Here is a 17,651-nt window from a genome sequence, read left to right on the forward strand (position 1 = left end):
AAAAATAACCACTACATAATGGGAATTACGGATGAAAATTAAAAAAGTCGCTGCGGCAATCGCACTTACCTGTGCGTTTAGTGCCGTTAGTCATGCCAATGTTCTACCGCAAAGTCAAAAAGACAGCAGCTGGTATAGTGCCGCACAAACAAAACTAACAACTAAAACAACGCAAGCACAAGCGGTTAAAAGCACCAAAGCTAAAAATGTAATTTTATTTGTTGGCGATGGCATGGGTATTTCTACCTTAACAGCGGCGCGAATTTTACAAGGTCAACGAAACAACCAGCTCGGTGAAGAAGGCTATTTAAGCTTTGAAAAATTCCCGTATTCAGCACAAGTTAAAACCTACAATGTTGACGCACAAACACCAGATTCAGCAGGCACCATGACAGCAATGATCTCAGGGGTAAAAACCGATGTGGGTGTTATTGGGGTTGATGAAAAGGTTGAACGAGGTAACTGTGCAACGGCTATCGGTAATGAGTTATTAACAGCCACGGAGCTGGCTGAAATTAAAGGCTTAGCTACCGGTGTTGTTTCAACTGCACGTATCACTCACGCAACACCGGGTGCAACGTATGCTAAATCGGCTGATCGCAACTGGGAAGATATCTCAGACATGCCAGAGGCAGCAGTTAATGCAGGCTGTGAAGATATTGCCTCACAGCTAGTTAACTTTGAAAAAAACCTAGAAGCGCGTTTTATAGGTACCGATGTTGATGGTTTAGACTTTGTAATGGGTGGCGGCCGTCGTCACTTTTTACCTAAAGATGCATCTGCAAATTCAAATGATGCAATGAGCGCCGTAGAAGGCGATCGTACTGATGAGCGCAACCTTGTTACTGAATGGCAAACACAATATCCAAATGGCACTTATGTGATGGACCAAGCCGGATTTGATGCTATTGCCGATGATGCAACCCAAGTCTTTGGCTTATTTAACGAATCTCACATGCAATACGAAGCTGACCGTGCCAACGATATAGCTGGTGAGCCGTCGCTTACCGATATGACAACTAAAGCGATTGATGTACTGGGTAAAAACGAAAAAGGCTTTTTCTTAACCGTAGAGTCGGGCCGTATTGACCATGCTCACCATGCGGGTAATGCTTTTAACGCACTTAACGACACTATTGAATTTGCAAAAGCCGTTCAAGCTGCCGTTGATAGCACCGACCCTGAAGAAACGCTTATTTTAGTTACAGCCGATCACAGTCATGTATTTACTATTGCTGGTTACCCGAAACGCGGTAACCCAATTTTAGGTAAAGTGGTTGGTGTTGGCCAAACCACACCAACGCTAGCGGCCGATAACATGCCATACACTACCGTTGGGTATGCAAATGGCCTCGGTTTTAGAAACTTAGTTGATGAAACAGATGCGGATGCAAGCTATGAAACAGCTGCGGTTGCAGGACGTGTTGAGCTAAATGGTGTTGATACAAATACGCCAGGTTTTCACCAAGAGGCTACTGTTCCACTTGGCTCTGAAACGCATGCAGGTGAAGATATTTCATTGCATGCAATGGGCCCAGGTGCTCACCTTGCTCAAGGTGTTATAGAACAAAACGTTGTATTTCATTTAATTAATCAAGCTCTTGAACTAACTCAGCAATAATGGCGGCTCACATGAATAAATTAACAGTACTTTCTTTAGCAGTAATGGTCGCATTAACTGGGTGTTCGAGTGATGACGACAAAAACAGTAATAATATTTTAGCGGTAGATAACCAAATCGCAGTAGGCTCAGCACAATGTGTTAATGGCGGCGTAGAAACGCAAAGCGGTGTTGATACCAATACTAATGGGCAATTAGAGAGCAGCGAAGTAACGCACACTAACTTAGTATGTAACGACCCAGCTACCTCATTAACGAGTGAACAGCTCGCTTCATTAAGTAACAATGCTTGGTTTAGCGACGCACAAACTAAACTTGCTAGTGCGCAAGATGCAGCAAGTAAGGTAGTAACAGAGTCAGGTAAAGCGAAAAACGTGATCTTGTTTGTTGGTGATGGTATGGGTATTTCTACTATAACGGCAGCGCGTATTTTAGCGGGGCAATTACAGGGTGAAATGGGTGAAGATCACCAATTAAGCTTTGAAACTATGCCGTATTCTGGGTTTGTAAAAACTTATAACGTAGATGCACAAACACCTGATTCTGCCGGTACGATGACAGCAATGGCCTCTGGTGTAAAAACCGATGTGGGTGTAATTGGTATTGATGAAGCAGTTGAGCGTGGTAATTGTGCATCAGGCAAAGGGCATGAGCTTGTTACTTCGTTAGAGCTTGCTGAAATTGCTGGTAAATCTACCGGTATTGTTTCTACGGCACGTATTACCCATGCAACGCCTGCGGCAACTTATGCTAAGTCGGCTGATCGTAACTGGGAAGATATTTCAGATATGCCAGCTTCAGAGTCAGCCAATTGTGAAGATATTGCTTCACAGCTGGTTAATTTTGAAAAGAACTTAGAAGCCCGTTTCAGTGGTGTTGATGTAGACGGAATCGAAGTGGTTATGGGTGGCGGGCGTCGTCATTTTTTACCTAAAGATGCAGCCTTTAATTCTGCAGATGCGGTGAGTGCTGTTGAAGGCGACCGTACTGATGCGCGTAATTTAGTGACAGAATGGCAAACAACTTACCCTACTGGTACTTACGTTATGGATCAAACTGGGTTTGATGCCATTAGCGATGATGCCACAAAGGTATTTGGCTTATTTAACGAATCGCACATGCAATACGAAGCTGACCGCGGTAACGATATCGCTGGCGAGCCTTCGCTATCGCAAATGACCGAAAAAGCTATTAATGTTTTAGATAACAATGATAAAGGTTTTTTCTTAACAGTAGAGTCGGGCCGCATTGACCACGCCCACCATGCGGGTAACGCTTACAATGCATTAAACGACACTATTGAGTTAGCGAATGCAGTAAAAGTGGCGATGGAAAATACTAACCCAGAAGAAACACTAATCGTGGTCACGGCCGATCACAGCCATGTATTTACCATTGCGGGTTACCCTAAGCGTGGTAACCCAATATTGGGTAAAGTGGTTGGTGTAGGCCAAACAGAGCCAAGTTTAGCTGCCGATGATATGCCTTATACTACGGTTGGCTACACTAATGGTGGTGGCTTTAGAGACTTAGGTAATGAAACCGATGCAGATGAAGGATATAACTTTGCACCCGTTACAGGGCGCGTTGATTTAAGCAATGTTGATACTACAACGCCGGGCTTTCACCAAGAAGCACTTGTGCCACTATCATCAGAAACCCATGCGGGTGAAGATGTGGGTGTGTATGCAACCGGACCTGGTGCCCACTTAGTGACCGGAACTAATGAGCAAAGCTTTTTGTTCCATGTTATGGACTTTGCCGCAGATTTTGTAAAAGCGGCGGATGAAAAAGTAGCGCAATAAATTAACTAGCAAAACAGACAGCCCGCACATTGTGCGGGCTTTTTTTGTGTCATACAAATGCCATTATTAAGCGTTATTTTAGAGTCATAAAGTAATGTTTAACTAAGAGATTACCTCAATGAAAAAGCTATTATTTATATTCTCAGCACTGGCCAGCACGAGTGCGCTCGCCCAGCAGTGCGACATTGATGCTGCGCAACTAAAAGCCGACTATAAAATTACCAATCAGCACAAATCGCAGCACAGCACCCAGTCACTTACTCTTTGGCGAAACAATCAGCAGGTGGCGCATCAAAGTGAAACACTAACCGAGCTTTGGCAGCAGCTAAGTAATAACCAGCTTCGTCCTATTCGTTACTTTAATGCCGAACAACGCGGTATTGAGTACCAACCATCGGAGGTACGTGGAGTGCAAAATTGGAGTGCTAAAAGTCAGCTGGTGGATAACCATTTAATTGCAAAAATGACCCTAGTCAGTTCACAAGGTGAGGGTTGTAATGAGGTAAAAAATTACGTGCTTAATGAGGGCGATAACCAATTTAAGCTGGCTTTTCTCCCGCAAGCAAAATTAGTTAAAACTTTTAGTGTGACCAATAAAAAAAGTGATACTCAAACCTTGCTTAGCTTAAATGATGTAAACAGTGATACACCTGCAATTAAGGCTCAGTTTGCAAAATGGGATAACTTTCAAACCACCGATTACGCGGATATTGGCGATAACGAAAGCGATCCATTTTTAGCTAAAATGATTAACCTTGGTTTTATAGAGCACGGCGCTACTGGTTTTTATAATCAGCAAGGCGAGGCTATTCAAGGTGGGCATCATCATTAGCATTTTTTGGCTTAACCGTGCTCTCGGTTAAGCCATTTTTATAGTCGTTGGCGTCACAGGTATTTAAGTTTTGCCGTGCTTGTTTATCTTGTTGTAATACTTGCTTTAAATCCTCCATACGCTGACGCACAGCCACACCATAACTGGCATCATCACCCCATAGTTCGGCAAGTTGCAGTACCGCTGCACGGTCGTGATCTCTAAATAATTTACCAGCACGTTCAGCATCTTCTTTGCTATTACCAAGCAATTGCAACGATTCTATGGCTAAGTTTATGGCTGAGTCGACGGTTTCGCGGTTAAATGCATCTACTTTTAAATTAAGTAATTGGTATGCATGGCGGCGATCTATGGCACGCGCTACTATTTTTAATTGTGGATAGTTTTTATGCGCCAGCTTAATAATCTCAATGGTTTTATCAGGGTTATCAATTGCAACAACCAGCATTTGTGCTGTGTGCGCGCCTGCTGCTTCAAGCAGTTCTTGGCGTGCTGCATCACCATAAAATACGGTATTACCAAAGCGGCGCAGCAGTTCTATTTGGCTTGGGCTGTGATCAAGTACGGTAATTTCGTAGCCTTGCGCATGTAATAAACGTCCCATTATTTGCCCAAAACGGCCATATCCGGCAATGATCACATGTTTTGCTGTGCTTATTTGTTCTGGTTTATCAAACTCGGGCTTAGTGCTACTACTTCGTTTTTGTAGTTGTTCATAAAACATCAGGAGTAAAGGGGCTATTAGCATAGATACCGCAACCACTAAGGTCACTAGGCTGGTTTGCTCTGGAGTTAAAATACTTAATGTGGTGGTCACGCTTAAAAGTACAAACGCAAATTCTCCACCTTGTGCGAGTGCTAGAGTAAACAAGAGTTTTTGCTTTGAGCTGATATTAAATGTGACAGCAAGGGCAAATAAAATGCAGGCTTTAATGACAATTAATAACACCACTAAGGCAATCACGATACTGAACTGGTTAAACAGCAATTCAAAATTAATTGATGCGCCAACCGTGATAAAAAATAACCCCAGTAATAAGCCTTTAAAGGGCTCTATATCGGCTTCTAGCTCGTGTCTAAATTCACTTTCGGCCAATACAACACCGGCTAAAAAAGTACCGAGTGCGGGTGATAAGCCAATACTTTGCATCACTAGCGAAATAGCCACCACTAAAAACAATGCAAAAATTGTGAATATTTCACGCATGTGGGTTTGCGCGATGTATCTAAACAGTGGTGCCGATACATATTTACCGCCAGCAATAATAGCGGCAATAACTGCAACAGAAACCCCTACTTGTTGCCAAATAGGCCAGCTAGCAATGATGGAGTCGTTAACGTCTTTTGAGTTACCTTGTGGTGCAAAAGCGAGTAAGGGGAGTAGCGCTAAAATAGGTATAATCGCAATATCTTGAAATAATAAAACTGAAAATGCATTTTGCCCAGCTTCTTGCTTTAACCAGCCTTTTTCTTCAAGGCTTTGCAGCACAATAGCCGTTGAAGATAGCGCGAGCATTAAGCCTATAGCCAGTGCGGTTTGCCAATGCATAGCAAAAAACCAATAACAAAAAGCAAAAATAGCTGCTGCACTTAATACCACTTGTAATCCGCCAAGCCCTAAAATTGAGTGGCGCAGAGTCCATAAACGCGAAGGTTGCAGTTCAAGGCCGACCAAAAATAGCATCATCACTACGCCAAATTCGGCAAAGTGCATTACATCGGTTTGGTCACCTACAACTCCTAATGCGTAAGGGCCTATCAAAATGCCGGCAATTAAATAACCCAGCACAGAGCCAAGCCCAAGTCGTTTTGCTATGGGAACTGCAACGATAGCGGCGGCTAAGTAAATTAAAGCAATTTCTAGCATGGGGTGCTCTCTTGAGGTTAGGAGTTATTTATATTTTGATACTACTATAAATTAAGTTTGAGTTAATTGTGAAAGAAACATTATTAACGCATACTAATCCGCAATACTATTTAATCATTTTGAAGGGGTAAACCAGATGTTAGTTGCGTTAAAAACTTCTCTTTTAGAACAACTAAATAACAATGTTTTACCTTGCTATCGACACGATTGCCCTCCCTCAAAATAGCTCACTTAATTAAGCGAATTGGTATTACTTTATTGTGTACCATTAAATTTAATAATATGTTTTTTATAGGAACTAAAATGAGTATTAAGCTGCTTTTAAAAATTATGCTGACCACTGTGTTTGCTGCGGTATTTACACAAACGGTGCAAGCTCAACAGTACAAGGTTGAGTTTGAGCCACAGCGAGCTGAGCTTGAACAGCAAATTACTGGTGATGAATTTAATGACTATTTAGTTAGTGCAAAAGCAGGTGAAATTCTGAATGTGACTCTGACTCCTTCAAATTTAAGTAACTACTTTAATATTTTGCCCTTAGACAGTAATGAAGCCGTATTTATTGGCTCAATAGAAGGGCATGAAGCTAAATATCAACTCAGCACAGATGGAGATTATGTTGTGCGAGTTTATTTAATGCGTAATGCAGCGAGACGTGGTGAAACAAGCGATTATAAGTTAACCATTATTAAACATGCAGATGTAGCCGTGCCTGTAAAAACTATGCACCCAAGTTGGGATAGCGATGGCGATGGAATAAATGATTGTGAAAACGATGGCAGCTGTGACCACACTATTGATTATACAAAACCAAAAACGGTCAATTAATTGACCGTTTTATATAATTCGAAAGCAAAATTAGATTATTAGTCTAGCTTTACTGAACCAGAGATATTATCGATGCTAACATCGCCAGAGCCTGCTTCTGTAATAGTTAGCCCTTTAGCGTGATTAACGCGAATATCGCCAGAGCCATCTTCAATAGTTACGCTTGAGTCAATATGTTCAATCAGCATATCTCCAGAGTTATCGTCTACGGTAACTGCGCCATTAATATGCTTGATAGTTATGCCGCCCGAGCCATCTTCAACGTTTAATGCGCCTGTTACATTAGTGACTTGTATTTCGCCGGAGCCATCTTCAATTGCGACATTACCACTGACATTATCAATATCAATGCTACCTGAACCATCATTTAATGCTAAATCGCCGACTACATTTTTTACGTAAATACTGCCCGAGCCATCGTCAATATTTAAGTTTTTAGCACTATTAATATCAATACTGCCAGAGCCATCTTTTACATCAATATTGCTTTGTATCGCGTTAATAACAATATCGCCTGAGCCGTCGTTAATATCTAAATTTAGCTTGTTAGGTACAGTGACCACTAAATCAATACTTGGTGATTGACCGCTGTAAAAGGTAATTCCAGTATTACTTTTGTTTTGTGCAACAAGCTTTGCTTGTGTACCGTTTTGCTCGAGTGTGAGTTCGTATTCATCGTCAATGTCGGCAGTGTATATAGTGGCGTTAACACTAATACTGGTTGCTGTTGATGAGCCTGTTATTTTAAGTGAACCTGCGCCGCTTAGTACGTCTAGGTATTCAAGGTTATTGCTAGGTAATGTAAGTTGTTGTGTTTGTTTTACCGACGCAACGCTAGGCGATATATGAAATACACAACCGCTGAGTAATAAAATACCACTAATTAGTGAAACGGGCTTAGTGAAGTTGAATAGAGTTGATGCGCTCATGTTTAGTCCTTTGATATTGATTATTTTAGTTAATATACAAAGTATAGAGCAAAAATGAGACCGAAATGTAAGTTATTGTTTTATATGAAATGACAGTGATTGCTAAAAAGATAAAATGCCAAAATATGGTGAAAAAGACTAAATGTTAATAAAAAGGATGCGCGATGCATCCTTTTGTAATTACTCTATTTTTAATTGATGTTTACTTAAAAGCTATAAGTAATGTTACCGTATAAAAAGCGCCCATCTAAACTGTAGGGTGTATAAGGCGTGTATGGAAATATTTGCCCAAAGTTAGAGTAGCCAATGTTATCTACCGTTGCTTGTGGATACTGATCAAACAGATTATTTGCACCGACTGCAAACTTCCACGCATCGTTAGGGCGATAAGCAACTTCTAAATCAGTGATCCATTTGGCATCTAAATATTCATCACCATCGCTGGTAGTTGAAATATCTGCCACTTCCCCATAGCGAGTTGCACGCAAGGTTGTTTGCCATTGGTTAAAGCTCCAAACGGCTGATAGATTTAGCTTGTTATCGGGTGTGCCTTGCTCAAAGCGACCGACTTCACGACGGGCAAATACCACGTAGTCATCACCTAAAGAACTTAGCTCGCTTGGGTTTGCATCAACATGAGTCACTTCGGTGTCATTAATGTTTGCAGCTGCGTTTAAGCGCAGATCACCCAATGTATTTAAATCAAGCGTGTACGTTGCCACAATATCAACACCTTGCGTGCGCGAATCTATGGCGTTAGTAAAGTAACGCACACTTTCGGTATTTAGCTCGCCCGCATTGGCTAGAATTTGCTGCACAGCGTTACCGCTTAAGTTTTCAGAGAGTACGATCCGGTCATCAATATCAATGCGGTACGCATCAACCGTTAAACTAAAGCTACCTTGGGTATAAACAAATCCAGCGGTAACATTAACCGAGTCTTCGGCATCAAGCTGTTTTGCACCTAATGCTTGCGCTGCAGGAGCAGAGCTTGGAAATAGGCCAACTTCAAAAGGCTGGTTATTTTCAAGAATAGTCGATATTTGACGGTACGAGCTTTGTGCAAGTGACGGCGCACGAAACCCAGTACTGGCAGCACCACGTAATGATAGGTTGTCGGTAATACTGTAACGCGTGGCTAATTTTGAAGTAAATGTGTTACCAAAATCGCTGTAATCTTCATAACGACTGGCTAAAACTACATTCCACTTATCAGTTAAATAAGTGTCAAATTCAGCAAATACGGCAACGTTATGACGGCTTTCGTTAGTTGCGCTTTGTGGTCCAAAACCAGGAAGCACTTGCGCGCCGCCAGCAGCAATTGGGTTGCCGTTGTCATCAAGTGCAGTAATATAAGAAGCTTCTTCACCTTGCTCTATTTTATAGCTTTCACGGCGATACTCAGCACCAATAGTGAAAAACACATCATCAGGTAGACCAAAATCAACGGTAGTATTTGCATCAAAGTTAACTAAAAGTTGATCGTAAACCATGGCGCCATTATCAAACTCAGTTTGGCTATTAGTACCTAGCGAAGTATTTAGGCTATTTACAACCCCTAAGCCAAAGTCATTTCGACCATAGTTAGTGCTTACATCCCACGCCCAATCGCCACTATCGCCTTGTAAACCAAGTGCCAGCGAGTAATCTTTTACGTCCGTAGCAATTTGTGGTAAAAAGCCATTGGGGTAGAGCTCTAAAACATTGCGGCTGTCTTTTGCACGGCGGTAAAATCCGCCCGAGTTACCTTCACGCTCAGAATAGCTACCAAACGAATAAACATTAAAGCCGTTATCTAAGTCGTATCCCATGTTATAAAACAACGCGTAATCTTCAAGCTCAGCTTTACCAAAACGATGATTATAGCGGTTGATTGTAAATTCGCGTGGGTCTAGGCTGCCATTATCTAGGCGGTTGTATTGTTCACGCGGATCAAAACCAGAGCGTTGAGTTGAGTCGTTATCACGGTATTCAATCGAGACGTTTAAAAAACCATTGTCTGCCAGTGAAAAACCAGAGTTTGCGCTAATTGTGCGGGTATTGCCGTCGTTAACCTGACGATCGTCGCCTAAATTAAAAGCAAGGTTACCGTTTTCATCAGCATAAGTGCTATTTAGTTGTGGTACACCGGCCATTTGGCTGTCGTATTGGCCATAAGTTACGCTAACACTACCGCCTTCGGTTGCATCTTTTAAAACAATATTGATTACACCCGCAATGGCGTCAGAACCATATTGTGCTGCTGCCCCATCACGTAGTACCTCAACACGCTTAATTGCAGAGGTGGGGATCATGTTTAAATCAACCGCGGTAGAGCCGCGACCAACCGTACCGCCTAAGTTTAATAACGCACCAGAGTGGCGACGTTTACCATTAATAAGCACTAGAGTGTGATCAGGTGCAAGGCCTCTTAAAACCGCTGGGCGAGCATGATCGGTACCATCAGACAGTGTGGCACTTGGGTAGTTAAAGCTTGGTACTTGGTTAGCGAGCACTTGGCTGATTTCAAGTTGACCTGTGCTTGCCATATCGTCGCTGCTAATAATATCCACAGGCACGGTACTTTGCGCAATACTTCGTAAGCTGCGGCGCGTGCCAGTTACTGAAATTACTTCGATATTCTCTTCCACTTGGTTAGTTTGCTCAGCCGCATTCGCAACTGAAAAAGAGGCGCTAAGTGCGGTGGTAATAGCCAAGCTAAGTGCTAATTTTTTATTAGCTGATAAATGCTGAAAAGTCATTAAGCGTGCCTTGAAGATTTTGAAAAGTGCGCATCATATAGAAGCGGCTAGTGCACCGCAAAGATCTAAATTGACTATGTTATTCAACTATTTTTATAAAAAGAAGTGATCCTAATACTAGGCTAAAATGAGGATAGAGCGAAAAGTGAAAAATATTAAGAATATGCCGATTTATGCAGAGAAAATGGCAGACTAAGTGATAAAAAAGGCCAAACTATTTGCTTGGCCTAATAAATAATATTTAATAATTACTCAGGTGCTACTTCAAGGGTTGTAAATAGTGCATAGCGACCTACGTCTACGCCAGCTTCATTAACTGTTACTTTTTGAGACGTTTCAATTAGGTATAAACCAGGGTGTTGCCAAGTAGTGGCAAAAAAACCGTCTTTATCTGTGGTTACTTTAATCTCACCACGGCTATTACGGTAACGTGTATCACCTTTTAAAATACTTATTTCAATCCCTTCGCCAACCGGCTTGCCATCGCTTAGTAGTTGAAAAGCGTGCTTGCTCACCAACAAATAAGTCGTTTGGATGGGTTGGGCCGCTTAGCTCTAAGCCTTGACCTAGTTGAGCGGGTTTTGACGTGCCATTATGGCTAACAAAGGTATCAACAGTAGAGATGGTTTTAATTGTGGTGATATCGCTGGCGTCTTTAGGTAAGTTGGCATCTGCTTTTTTAGCGAATACACGGCTTCGCTCACCTGCTGCATTTTTGTAAAATGTCATGTACATAGGTTTTTGCGTCATCGCAATATGATAGGTGCCTTGTTGCTGAAGTTTTACTGCTGCAGAGCTTTTGCGCTTTAGGTAATAGGCACGAATGGTATCGGTAACTTGCTCGCCATTTGGGGCAAGTGCCATAAGCAGAGTATCGTCGTACTCTGCGCCTTTTGTGCTTGGACGAAATGCTTTATCAGGTGCAAAAATTTCGTTAGAAATACTTGCGTCAATCATAACGTAATGCGCTTTATCGCCAGAAAGCGAAGTGTGCGAAGGTAGTAACCAACGGGCATGTGCATTTGCCGCTGTTGATACAAGCGCCGATAAACTCAGTGCGCCTATTAATGCAATTTTTGATAAACTAACGTTCATTATTTTTCCTTTAAATTTGAATGATAAGTAGGGGTTACCTAGTGCTTACAGTGACAAAGCTGGTCGCAAATTCGTTTTTACCTTCAATAGTTATTTTCTCTGATTGAGTTAAATCAAGCTCAATGCGGCTGTAATCACGGCCACCTTCTTCGCGCACAACTTCAATATTAAGTAGGTATTTACCGGGCGTCACAGGGTTACCGTTTAGATCGTTGCCATCCCAACTAATTGTATATGTGCCGGCACGCTTGGTTGCGCCGCTGACACCATCAAACTGAGCATTACTTTTACCGGCTTTGCGCCACCATTGGCGTAGATCTTTAAACCATTCTGCTTTTTGAACCCATAGTGCAAGCGTTGTTACGTGTTTGCGATCTGGTGTTTCCAGCCATACAGCAACATAAGGTCGGTGGTAAGGTTGCACGTTTAAATCGGCGAGGGTTAATTCAACTTCTAACCTTGGCGATTGTGCATGAGCATTAATTTGAAATAGCGCGGCGACTAACAGCGTGATGCTTAGCCATGGTTTAATTTTAAACATTAAGACACTCCTTTTATTTGTGGTACCCAACACAGGTAAATAACGATAGGTGTTGCTACACCTAATGCGGTTATCCATATTCCTGCTAAGCGTTTTTTTCTATTTTGAAATAAAATAATCATGCCGGTGATGGCAAATAGGATCATCAGCACTGCTGATATATCAATAACCCAGCTCCATACTTCACCGCTGTAACGACCTTTATGTAGGTCGCCAATTACACTTAAAAACCCCCCAGTTTGATAATCGAGTAACAATTCGCCACTAATAAAATCAAATTCTGCGTAGGCGTAGCCTGCTGGTAATGGATAGTCGAGCATGACCAGTGAATCTTGCTTTTCCCATTCAATGCTTTTTACTTTATTCAGCCCATATTGCTTGGCTAGGTAAGCTTCTATTTGAGGATAAATAGTAGGTAGAGTGTTTAATTCTGTTTGTGCTTTTACAAGTAGTTCAGCTGGAATTGCTGCGGTAATTTGGCCGTTGTTTTTATCGTTTTTTAACCAGTCAACATGATTTAGCACTATGCCACTTACACAAAATAGAATAAGTAAAAAAAACAAAGCGGTAGAAATATAGATATGTAAAGCACGACTCGTACTATATAAAGCGCGTTTATTAACAAAGGGCATAAAAGGTGCAGATTTAATTAATTTGTACGGATGATAATGATTTGCATTAGCTGTTACAAATTTATTTACCAAACTTTACACTTTATTTTACTTATATCGAATTGTATTAGTTTTTAGGTGGAGTTGAGGGCTTAGAAATTAAGTAAGTCAAAACCAGCACTTCAACAACAGCAACTAGGACAATAACCCAAGAAGGAGAGCTGCTGTATAATAAAAATATAAAGCCTATTAGCATACCTATGCCCGCAAACCATTTAGCTTTTAGTGGCACGACCTTGTGGCTGTGCCAATGGCGCAAAGTCGCGCCATAACGAGGGTGTTCGAGTAACCAAGTCGCAAGCTTTGGCGATGAACGTGTAAAACATGCTAATGCCAAAATAAAGAAAATAGTGGTGGGCATAACAGGTAATAAAATGCCAATAATCCCCAAACCAACTAACGCTAACCCTAATAGTTGGTATCCCGCATTCTTATATGCGACTAAAGCGACCTTTAAATTCATGAATAGACATGCGCCTGAAAAAGTTGGAATCGAGTAAACGCTTGGCGTGCACCATTGATCAATGCTCGCTCTTGTGTGTCATTTAGCTCAATACTATCAATTAATTGTACTAGATGACGCCAGTCACTGCCACGACCTGCACCAGGGCCTGATAAATAACGGGCACCATACTTTTTTGTTAACAGTAGTCTAGCTTGCGCTTGTTTGCCTAGCATTGCAGCGCCAACTTTTGACCCTTCTACTACATAAAGCCAGCCCAGCGCTGTTGCTAAGTCAGTCTCGTTGCTAATTAATGAAGTGAACGCTGATGCAGGCACTGGGTATTCAAGATCTTGAAAGTCTTGCTCAAGCATATTTAAACGTCGGCGTGCTGATAAATTTTCAATGACCATATTTAATTCGTTGTGTTCATAGAGCGCAGACACATCATTTAAAAAATAATATTGTAACGTTAAAAACTGGATATAGTTTTCAGTGTTTGCAAATGGGTCTTTATCCATAATGCTTTTATCTATGTTGTCATGTACGTCAGCTGTACTGGCTTTTAATTGTACTGCACGAGAGGGGGCTAAAGTGGTGCTAGTCATGTTGACTCCTAGTTATGACGGTTTAAGTAAAAGTGGGCTAAGTGAATAGCCCTAATTAGCTATAGCTTTATCTCTAGCCCCAAAGTTACAGTTCTGCCTGGCTCTGGCATGGCAACAATTGAACCGGATGACACTATGTATCTATCTGTGAGGTTAGTGATTGTGGTAAATCCGCTGAACATATCGTTAAACTTATAGTTCGCGTAAAAATCGAGTTGATAACTTGCTGGAATTTTACTAACTGCCTTGGCACCAGTACCGCTTAAAAATCCTGCAGGGTGCTGTTTATCAGAATGCCCTTTATAAGTGAAGCCGATGTCCAGTTGATCATCAATGAAGGTGCTCCCAAAGCCAACAACAAGGTTTCGTTTAGGAGGAATACGAAGGGGCGTTAAACTGCCTGAAAAACCTTGACCGTTACAGCGATCAACTTGCTCAATATTACTAATTAAGGCAGAACAGATTTTTATATTAGTGTAATTGGTATATGAAACTGTGCTGTAAAATAAATCACTTTGGTAATTTAGATTAAGCTCAATACCTGGTAACTCAAAGCTATCGTAATTGGTGAATGTATATTTTGTAGTTTGCCATGGTTCAGCATCCGGATCTTTATTTGGCAATTGTGCGGTTGCTAACATGTGTTCAATACGAGTGTCGAAATAGCTAGCGGATAGCGTTAGACGATCCCCTTTAATTAACGCATTACTAAAATGGCTTTCAATACCTAATTCAAAGGTGTTGCTGTTTTCAGGTATAACAGGGTAATCAGACGAGTAGGTAAATACTTCATTTGAAATAGTCGTCTCGTAGATATTCGGCATTCGATACGCTTTGCTGTACTTTGCTTTTAGCGTGGTGTTATCAAATACATTGTAATGAAGCAGTGCTGTAAAATCTGTTTTTGGCGAAAACTTTATTGCATGCTCCCCTTGATGGTCATGCGTACTAGAATCATGATGGTTTAGGTTCAAGGTTAACTCAATGGGATCGAAATCAAACTGGCCATTTACAAACACACTGCGAACAGTTTGTTTGCCGTCACGAGAGGTGGTTTTATCGGTGTAAAAATACTCCAGTGCTCCTGCTTTAGGTTTTAGTACCTCGTTTTGCCAAGAAGCGCCATACATTAATACTGTGGGGATTGAAGAAACAGTAAAAGCAGCGCTGTTATAAATTCCGACACCGTGGCGTTGGTTGCTGTATTCGTGAAAGTATTGCAGTGCATTAGGGCCTAAATTACTGGCCAAGGCGTTATACTGTTGTAACTTTGCGTTGGTTGTCCATGCGTTGATCTTCAAATCGACTAATGGATTATTCGTGGGTAGAAAGCGATAAAGCAAGCTTGCGCTATTAACCAGCGCTGTACCAGGCTGCCATTGTGGCATGGTTTCTATGTTGGCGGGTATTGTGCCATATTCACCATCAGGGAGTATCCAAAAATCCCCTTCGCGTTGCTTGAACCAGTATGAAGCCAACATTTCACCCGCTTGTTGCTGGTGATGGCGAGTATTTAATTCAATGTCATGTTCATCGTTAAAAGCATATTGTACTTTTGCAAGGTAGGATTCGCTTTCAAAGCTGGTATTGACTACTTCACCGTGTTGATTAACAGGGGGTAATACTTGGCCCCAATCATACGTTTCAACAAAGTTTTCAAAGCCGTGTTTACCAGCAAAATAGTTACCTGTTTTTTTATCACTATAGGCAAGCACAGCATTTAATTGATCCGTTTTAAATGCACCTGCGAGTAAAATACCGCCATTATCAAAGTCACTAGTGCTATTGTGGTTACTCACCTGATAGTACTGTTGCTGCCATGGGTTATCGGAGACTGTAGGTGTGTGATTATTGTTATACGTTTTAAGTTTAATCAACGCGCCAACGCTTTGATCTTTTGTCAGAATATCAGTGGTGTTGAGTGTTCTGATATTAACTGTTCCGCCAATTGCGCCAGCACTAAATGCGCCACTTTTTGCTGTTGTACCCTTTTCAACGGCAACAGTACTAATAAAATCTGAGTCGATGTAGGTTCTATCTGAGGTGCCCATGTAGCCACGGTTTGTGTGGGTGGATTGCAAGCTCCCATCAATAAAAATAGGCACTCGACCTTCACCTTGAACACCACGAATACCAATATCGAGTGCGCCAGCTTCGTTACGTAAATTATTTGCGTCGATGCCGGTAAACGTTGAAAAAATATCTGAATTTGAACTGCCTTTACTGCGTTCGAGCTGGTGGCGGTCTAATTGAATTTTGTTGCCACTTACAACAATGACTTCGATGTTTTCAGGGACATCTTTATGGGCATTCTTATTCGCTTTTTTATTGTGAAAATCGCGCTTATTTTGTTGTTTTGTTTCTTTTATAGCACCATTTTTCTGGATAATAATGCTGTTATTGACAACTTTTGCACTGAGGCCAGTTTCTTCTAATGTAAATGTTAAAGCGCCTATTAGTGTTTTTTGTCCATAAATTGCTGGTGCTTTTAGCTCTCGCAATAAAGATGCATCTGCAATGAGATTCATATTTGCTTGCTCAGCGAGCAAATTAAGTGAAGTACTCAAAGGTTGTTGAGCAATATTAAACGTTACTATAGTGGAGGTACTTTGAGCTGTTGTGGGAAAGCTAACAGCAACCCCTAAAGCTAAGGCGATGGGAGATAGTTTAATACCGTAACGAGTTATTGTATTCATTGCAATTGTTCCATATAAAGCAAAGTTGTTTATATGAAAACGAATGATAATGAGAATCCCTCAATAAAAAGATTATTTATTTTTAAGAATTGTCCGCCTTACTTATAATAACTTGATTATTTTCGCGTTTAATTTCAACAGGGAGCACGTGTGGTAATAGGTTTAGAAAGTTATCAAGTTGAACAGCTGAAAATGTCCCAGATACTTTTAGCGCAGCAACTCGATCATCGGAGAACGTAAACTCTGTGTCATGATAACGGTTAAATTCAGCACATACTTCCACAAGCGGTGCGTTACTAAAAACTAATCGGCCACTACGCCATGCATCAACAAGTGTAGGGTCTATTGTTTGCACATCCATTCCAAGCTCGTTAAATACAACGTGCTGTCCTTGTACTAACTCAATTAGGTGGTTGTTGTTTTGTATCTTTACCCTTCCATGTTCGACGCTGATACGCGTGCTATGCTTTTTTTTATCAACGCTGAAGCGAGTGCCCAGTACGGTGATTTTTGTATCATCAGTGCTAACAATAAAAGGACGCTGTAAGTCACTGGCCACATTAAAAAATACACGCCCTTGAACGAGTTTGTTTTTACGTGAGTTAGGGTTAAAGTCGAGTGAAATTTGTGTTTTTGCATCTACGCTTAGCTGGGAACCATCGGGTAGAGCAATATCAAATTGTTCACCTCGGTTTGATTTATAATGAGCAGTATACTGGGTGGGCGATACTTCATTTGGCCACAACTGATACCCGGTAATAGTGAGCATTAAACAGGCAGCACATGCTGCTATAGCCCATGTAGATAAAAATCTTTTAGGTTTTGGTGTATTGAGTTGTTCAATTTCATGTTCACTAAATTGCGTTAATAGCCGTTCAACCTGCACACTTTCTTGGTAAGCGGTTTGATGCGCCTTACTGGTATTGAGCCATTGAATAAAAGCCTTTTTTTGTGATGCAGTTAACCCAACTTTTT

13 protein-coding genes and 1 pseudogene are annotated in these 17,651 nt (G+C 41.3%); 4 read left to right on the top strand and 10 right to left on the bottom strand.

The window, feature by feature from the left end; translation table 11 throughout:
• The first annotated feature begins 31 nt into the window (after window positions 1-31).
• The 3 genes from CWB78_RS10890 to CWB78_RS10900 all read left to right on the top strand — a co-directional run bounded on the left by CWB78_RS10890 (window position 32) and on the right by CWB78_RS10900 (window position 4,258).
• Window positions 32-1,621 carry an alkaline phosphatase gene (locus CWB78_RS10890; protein WP_138595554.1) on the top strand — a complete coding sequence of 530 codons (1,590 nt, stop codon included), beginning with the start codon at window positions 32-34 and terminating at the stop codon, window positions 1,619-1,621.
• An 11-nt stretch (window positions 1,622-1,632) separates the two neighbouring features.
• Window positions 1,633-3,426, top strand: a complete 1,794-nt coding sequence (locus CWB78_RS10895; protein WP_010392197.1) for an alkaline phosphatase — start codon at window positions 1,633-1,635, stop codon at window positions 3,424-3,426.
• A 118-nt stretch (window positions 3,427-3,544) separates the two neighbouring features.
• Window positions 3,545-4,258 carry a hypothetical protein gene (locus CWB78_RS10900; protein ID WP_054202726.1) on the top strand — a complete coding sequence of 238 codons (714 nt, stop codon included), beginning with the start codon at window positions 3,545-3,547 and terminating at the stop codon, window positions 4,256-4,258.
• Here CWB78_RS10900 and CWB78_RS10905 read toward each other — a convergent pair.
• The gene (locus CWB78_RS10905; RefSeq protein ID WP_138570786.1) at window positions 4,233-6,125 is read right to left on the bottom strand and encodes a monovalent cation:proton antiporter-2 (CPA2) family protein; all 1,893 of its coding nucleotides are present in this window, start codon (window positions 6,123-6,125) and stop codon (window positions 4,233-4,235) included. The two genes, CWB78_RS10900 and CWB78_RS10905, sit on opposite strands and share 26 nt — an antisense overlap.
• 303 nt (window positions 6,126-6,428) lie before the next feature.
• Between CWB78_RS10905 and CWB78_RS10910 the strand changes: the two genes are divergently transcribed.
• Window positions 6,429-6,953, top strand: a complete 525-nt coding sequence (locus CWB78_RS10910; RefSeq protein ID WP_010392204.1) for a hypothetical protein — start codon at window positions 6,429-6,431, stop codon at window positions 6,951-6,953.
• A gap of 38 nt (window positions 6,954-6,991) precedes the next feature.
• Here the strand turns inward: CWB78_RS10910 and CWB78_RS10915 are convergent, their stop codons facing one another.
• The 9 genes and pseudogenes from CWB78_RS10915 to CWB78_RS10955 form a co-directional block, all read right to left on the bottom strand.
• Window positions 6,992-7,882 (bottom strand): DUF4097 family beta strand repeat-containing protein, encoded by an 891-nt coding sequence (locus CWB78_RS10915; protein WP_138595556.1) that lies wholly within the window; start codon window positions 7,880-7,882, stop codon window positions 6,992-6,994.
• Between the two features lie 206 nt (window positions 7,883-8,088).
• Entirely contained in the window at window positions 8,089-10,623 is a 2,535-nt protein-coding gene (locus CWB78_RS10920; RefSeq protein WP_138595558.1) for a TonB-dependent receptor plug domain-containing protein, read from the bottom strand.
• Window positions 10,624-10,871: 248 nt separating this feature from the next.
• Window positions 10,872-11,718: pseudogene (locus CWB78_RS10925) on the bottom strand (DUF4198 domain-containing protein).
• A gap of 34 nt (window positions 11,719-11,752) precedes the next feature.
• Complete coding sequence (locus tag CWB78_RS10930; RefSeq protein WP_138595560.1) at window positions 11,753-12,259, bottom strand: DUF2271 domain-containing protein; 507 nt, start codon at window positions 12,257-12,259, stop codon at window positions 11,753-11,755.
• Window positions 12,259-12,891 carry a PepSY-associated TM helix domain-containing protein gene (locus CWB78_RS10935; protein WP_041709754.1) on the bottom strand — a complete coding sequence of 211 codons (633 nt, stop codon included), beginning with the start codon at window positions 12,889-12,891 and terminating at the stop codon, window positions 12,259-12,261. The genes CWB78_RS10930 and CWB78_RS10935 overlap by 1 nt, the downstream gene beginning before the upstream one ends.
• A 106-nt stretch (window positions 12,892-12,997) precedes the next feature.
• Window positions 12,998-13,393: a YbaN family protein gene (locus tag CWB78_RS10940; RefSeq protein ID WP_054202718.1), complete on the bottom strand. Its 396-nt coding sequence runs from the start codon at window positions 13,391-13,393 to the stop codon at window positions 12,998-13,000.
• The gene (locus tag CWB78_RS10945) at window positions 13,390-13,980 is read right to left on the bottom strand and encodes a biliverdin-producing heme oxygenase (protein ID WP_138595562.1); all 591 of its coding nucleotides are present in this window, start codon (window positions 13,978-13,980) and stop codon (window positions 13,390-13,392) included. Before CWB78_RS10945 ends, CWB78_RS10940 begins: the two co-directional genes overlap by 4 nt.
• Window positions 13,981-14,039: 59 nt before the next feature.
• Window positions 14,040-16,676: a TonB-dependent receptor domain-containing protein gene (locus CWB78_RS10950; RefSeq protein ID WP_138595564.1), complete on the bottom strand. Its 2,637-nt coding sequence runs from the start codon at window positions 16,674-16,676 to the stop codon at window positions 14,040-14,042.
• An 82-nt stretch (window positions 16,677-16,758) separates the two neighbouring features.
• The coding region (locus CWB78_RS10955; RefSeq protein WP_138595566.1) for a FecR family protein at window positions 16,759-17,651 on the bottom strand (893 nt) is incomplete at its 5' end.

Source organism: Pseudoalteromonas sp. S1612, from assembly GCF_005887175.1.
GTDB lineage: Bacteria > Pseudomonadota > Gammaproteobacteria > Enterobacterales > Alteromonadaceae > Pseudoalteromonas > Pseudoalteromonas undina.